Source organism: Pedobacter sp. 01T416_2 (assembly GCF_056398925.1).
Genome location: NZ_JBFTQI010000363.1, coordinates 1 through 5,840 on the forward strand (window position 1 = coordinate 1; position 5,840 = coordinate 5,840).

Annotated in this window: 4 protein-coding genes; all 4 read left to right on the top strand. The window is 38.1% G+C overall.

What is annotated here, in order from left to right:
* The first annotated feature begins 31 nt into the window (after positions 1–31).
* Positions 32–619, top strand: a complete 588-nt coding sequence (locus AC1DPQ_RS15555; protein WP_029274727.1) for a Crp/Fnr family transcriptional regulator — start codon at positions 32–34, stop codon at positions 617–619.
* Between the two features lie 165 nt (positions 620–784).
* Complete coding sequence (locus AC1DPQ_RS15560; protein ID WP_215130003.1) at positions 785–1,315, top strand: YceI family protein; 531 nt, start codon at positions 785–787, stop codon at positions 1,313–1,315.
* A gap of 70 nt (positions 1,316–1,385) precedes the next feature.
* The gene (locus AC1DPQ_RS15565; RefSeq protein ID WP_477580121.1) at positions 1,386–2,255 is read left to right on the top strand and encodes a pirin family protein; all 870 of its coding nucleotides are present in this window, start codon (positions 1,386–1,388) and stop codon (positions 2,253–2,255) included.
* 590 nt (positions 2,256–2,845) lie between these two features.
* Positions 2,846–5,840, top strand: a 2,995-nt coding sequence (locus tag AC1DPQ_RS15570) for a trifunctional glycoside hydrolase family 18/polysaccharide deacetylase/glycosyltransferase family 2 protein (RefSeq protein WP_477610118.1), incomplete at its 3' end; no start/stop codon positions are given.

Consider the following 5,840-nt stretch of genomic DNA (forward strand, 5'->3'; position numbering starts at 1 on the left):
TAAGCCCGTAAAAAAATAACATTCCGCCTTTATGATTCATCAGTTCCAGAAATACTTACAGGAAAAAATAGAAATAACTGATGAACAGTTCGAAAGCATATCATCTGTTTTAAAGGTTAAAAAATTCGAGAAAAACGAAATAGTTCAATATACCGGCGATAATTTTAAACATGGATATTTTGTAGGCAAAGGTTTATTACGTGCGTACTCAATTGATGCGAAAGGCAAAGAACACATCCTTCAGTTCGCCCCCGAAAACTGGCTGGTGTCTGATCGCAACAACATGAATAATGAGCCATCAATATTTTTTATAGATGCCATCGAAGCAACCGAGGCCGTGTTAATGCCCAACAATTTCATGGAAGAAGCCGCCAGACAAGTACCATGCTTACAGCCCATGCAAATTAAACTGCTCAACAATTCGATCCGCTTTATGCAGAAAAGGATCAATATGTTATTAAGTGCAACTGCTGAAGAAAGATACCTCGATTTTATAAAACTCTATCCTAACCTTACCCTCCGCGTACCACAATGGATGATTGCCTCATATCTGGGCATTACCCCCGAATCGTTAAGTCGTGTGAGAAAAGAGCTGGCGAATAAACATTTCAGGCCTTAGACTGAATTTTGAATGAGTGAAGGGCTTAGTCAAATCTAACATTTCAATTTTACAACATTCAATCATTCTTTCATTCAATCATTACTTACCATACATCAATCTGTAGTAAAAACCTGCGCTGTACTTTTGTGTTGTAAATATTAAACATCTCAAAAAACAAAAGATATGGCAACTACGAAATGGACATTAGATCCAACCCACAGCGAATTACAATTTAAAGTAAAACACTTAATGATTACTACTGTAACCGGTAGTTTAAAATCTTTCTCAGCAGAATTATCATCTGAAGGTGATGAATTTGAAAATGCAGAAATTTCTTTCAAAGGTGATATCGGTTCAATCGATACAGGAAATACAGATCGCGACAATCACTTAAAGAGCGGAGATTTCTTCGATGCAGAAAAATTTGCTCACATCGAATTTAAATCTAATTCAGTAGAAAAAGATGGCAGCGATTATATCGTTAAAGGTGATTTAACCATTAAAGGCGAAACCAAACCTGTAAAATTAACTGCAGAATTTGGTGGTATTGCTACCGATCCATGGGGAAATACCAAAGCAGGATTTACTTTAAGTGGAAAAATTAACCGCTCAGAATTCGGTTTAACCTGGAACGCTGCATTAGAAACAGGTGGCGTAATGGTAAGTGAAGAAGTTCGCATATTAGGCGAATTACAGTTTGTAAAAAGTGTATAAGTGATAGGCGTTTGGCGATAAGCGTGGATTATCCGCCAAACGCCAAGCGCATAACAGAAAGGTTCCAATCATGGAAACAAAACAAATAGAAAAAGTACTAAAAGCGCCAGCGCCACATATGGTTGGCGATGGCTTTAGGGTACACAATTTTTTCCCAAGTGGATATAAAATCAACATGAGTCCGTTTTTCTTAATGGATTATGGTTCAAAGATCGAATTTTCTGCCAGGAAAGAACCCAGGGGCGTTGGTGTACATCCACATCGAGGCTTTGAAACGGTAACTATTGCCTATCATGGTGCGGTTGCCCATCACGATAGCTCTGGAAACAGCGGTGTGATTTACCCCGGCGATGTACAATGGATGACTGCTGCAAGTGGTATACTACATAAAGAATATCACGAAGCGAACTACAGCTTAGCTGGAGGTCCTTTTCAAATGGTTCAGCTTTGGATTAACCTGCCTGCTAAAGATAAAATGGGCAAACCAAGATATCAGGCAGTTAAGCAGGCTGATATGGCTCATTTTGATCTTCCCGAAAATGGAGGAAAAATCGAGATCATTGCTGGTAATTATCGGGGTATAAAAGGCAACGCAAATACCTTTACCCCCATAGAACTCTATAATGCCAGGTTAAATAAAGGTGGTGGAGCTACTTTTAACTTTCCTGAGAATTTTAATACCGGATTTATGGTGATTGAAGGTTCGATCAAAATTAATGGGTTCGAAACCGCATCCGTAGATGATTTTATCCACTTCAAAAACAAAGGTGAAGAGATTAAGATCGAAGCGCTAGAAAATAGCGTGGTTTTGATTTTAAGTGGAGAACCTATAGATGAGCCAATTGTTCAGTACGGTCCGTTTTTAATGAATACTGAAGCCGAAATCCATCAGGCAATTGAAGATTACAACCAAGGTAGGTTCGGTTATTTAGAAGAGTAAACAGAAAATCGTCATGCTGAACTTGTTTCAGCATCCATCATACTGAATAGATAAATAAGCCGGCATTTTTATAAAATTTGTCGGCTTTTTTGTGGTTTTATATTACAGGACAACCCCGCCGAAAACATCCTCTTGCTAGATAAACAAAACTAAAAGATTCTGAAACAAGTTACCAATGACAGATTAAAAAGAGAGGCCGTCTTTCCCGCGCAGGCGGGAATCTTAAAGCGCTTGCATTAAGATTATTCATAAGTTTTTCCTTTTTTGAGGTATTCATGAGCACTCCGTGGTTCCCAATCAAGTTGGGAATGACGAACCGCCAAAACTTGCCATCAATAATCCAATGTATTTAAAAAATTTAACCTATCAGGATAACGACGCATATCTTAATTTACGCAAGAAAACCTTAGCTACCTTAACTTCTTAATGATGAAAAGATCCGAGAGTACCGCTTATGCACCTGATAAACAGTAAGTAAATCAGCATCTTAAAACTGGGATAGCGATCCATCATCTTAACCATTCTTATCAATCATTCATCCAATCTTCATATTCGTTAGTGACATTTGATTAATAAATCAGAAAAGAAAAATGTCCGGAAAACAAATATTTCAAACTGAGACTAAAAGACGCTGGCATACATTTACATGGGTAAGCCGTACGTTTTTTTTAGTCTTCATTATCGCAATCATCTGCGTGGTGTACACACTGTCTTCAGTACAGGCACCAAATTTGCCTTTTATAAATACCAATACACCCTTAACTGAAAAACAGTTAGATAAATTGAAGAAATCGCAACAATACAAAGATTTCACGATTGAAAAATCAAAGCTGCAAAAAATCAAAAAAGACCGGGAGCACCGCATTCTAACCCATCGTGGCAATAACAAACGGATAAACATGGCTTTTTATGTAAGCTGGGCTTCAACTGTCAGCAAATCATTGCCCGATCTTAAGAGGAACATTGGCCATTTGGATATGGTGGCTACAGAATCTTTCTTTTTAAATGGCGATTCTATTGTAGACAAGGCAGATACTGCTGCTTTAAAAGTTATCCATACAGCTAAAAAATCGGCCATTGCAGTTGTCTCTAATTACAATAAAGATCACTGGGACGGAGCTGCTGTAAGACGGTTATTAAATGATCAGCCCGCGCAACAAAAATTAATCTATGATTTGATTGCCATTACAAAAAAATATGGCTATCGCGGAATTAACATCGATTTTGAAGAACTAAACCTCCAGAACAGCGACAGTTTTAATGCTTTTATGAAAAACCTTTATAGTCAGTTTCATGCAGAAAAACTGATTGTTTCTCAGGATATTTCACCCGAAAACGACGATTATAAACCAGAAATTCTTCAAAAATATAACGATTACATTGTATTGATGGCTTATGATCAGCATACCGAGCAAAGTAATGCGGGCGATATTTCTCATCAGGAATGGGTAGAAGAAAAACTTGATGACATTTGCAGTAAAGTTGATGCCAGCAAAGTAATCCTTGCCCTGGCCTGCTATGGTTACGATTGGCCAAAAAATAGCGTGGGTAAATCAGTAACCTACGAAGATGCAATGACCAGTGCGGTTAATTACAAAAGTAAAATAAACTATGATCCGGCCTCTGCCAATTTAAACTACACGTACAATGATGGCAGTGGGATTAAACATGAAGTTTACTTTACTGATGCGGCAACCTATTTTAATTTAATCCGCAAGGCTGATGATTGGGATATTGCGGGGATAGCTTTATGGCGTTTAGGCTCTGAGGACAAACGTTTATGGTCTTTTATTTCTAACGACCTCAGTCTGGATACATTAAAGAAAAAACCATTCGATTTACGCAAAATTGCTTCATTAAATATGGGTGGGATCTCGTATTTAGGCGATGGGGAAATTCTGGACCTGATTTCTACCCCAACACCAGGTAGTGTAAAATTCACTTTAAATAAAGACAATTTCTCTATTGCCGATCAAAAATATACCCGTCTCCCTGAGCAATATGTAATTAAAAGGTTTGGAGAGGCTGATAAGAAAATTGCCTTAACCTTTGATGATGGACCTGATCCGGTTTATACACCACAGGTGTTAAATATATTAAAACAAGAAAAAGTACCAGGCTGTTTCTTCGTAGTTGGCATTATGGCGGAGCAGAATATGGAACTGCTAAGACAAGAATATAATGATGGTTATGAAATTGGAAACCATACTTTCTTCCATCCGGATATGTCGACCATTGGACCAAGACGGGTAAAATTCGAGCTAAATGCTACCCGCAGGTTAATTGAAGCGGTTACCGGCCACAGTACAATTCTGTTTCGTGCACCATTTAATGCCGATGCCGAACCCCAGAACATTTCAGAAATTTTGCCGGTTGCACAGAGCCGCAAAGAGAATTACATCAATATAGGTGAACTTATCGACCCTGAAGACTGGGAACCTGGCAAAACTGCCGATCAGATTTTTAATGAAGTAGTGAAGCAGCAGGATAATGGCAATATTCTTTTATTGCACGATGCAGGTGGAAACCGTGAGGCTACTGTCGCCGCTTTGCCTCGGATTATAAAATTCTTTAAAGCCAAAGGCTATACTTTTACAACAGTTGGCGATTTAATGGGCAAAAAAAGATCAGAATTAATGCCTGCGGTTAAGTCTACTGCAAACAGTGGTTTTTCAGGCTCTGGAGATTATTTTTTCATCAACTTTTTTTACTATGGAAACATGATTTTAAACATTATATTTTCTGTTGCTATTGTACTTGCCATTTTAAGGACCATTTTTATTGCTTATCTGGCTATCAGACAGCGAAAAAGAGCGAGACAGCATGCGGATAAATTGATAGTAAATCCTTCAGAAAAAGTGRGTATTATCATTCCGGCTTACAATGAAGAAGTTACTGCTGTGCAAACCATTAATAGTCTTTTAAAAACCACCTACCCGAATTTTGAATTGATTTTTGTGGATGATGGTTCGAAAGATAAAACCTTCGAAATTATTAATGAACACTTTGGCAACCACCCTCAGGTTAAGGTTTTCCGCAAAGCAAATGGAGGCAAAGCATCTGCATTAAATTATGGTATATCAAAAGCAACTTCCGAATTTGTGGTCTGTATAGATGCCGATACGCAATTGAAAGATGATGCCGTTACCGAACTGATGCGTTATTTCTACAGCGATAAAATAGCTGCTGTAGCTGGAACAGTGAAAGTTGGCAATGCCAATAACATTATAACCAAATGGCAGTCTATTGAATATATCACTGCACAGAATATGGATAGGCGAGCTTTCGACTTACTAAATACAATAACCGTTGTACCTGGAGCAATTGGTGCTTTTAGGAAAAATGTAATCTTAGAAATCGGCGGATTTACGATTGATACGCTTGCTGAAGACTGCGATTTAACCATGCGTATTTTGAAAGCAGGTTACCGCGTTAAAAACTGCGATGCTGCAATTGCTTATACCGAAGCACCAGAAACGGTGAATATGTTGCTTAAACAACGTTTCCGTTGGAGTTTTGGCGTAATGCAAAGTTTCTGGAAAAACAGAAAAACACTACTAAACAAGAAATACGGCTACTTTGGGA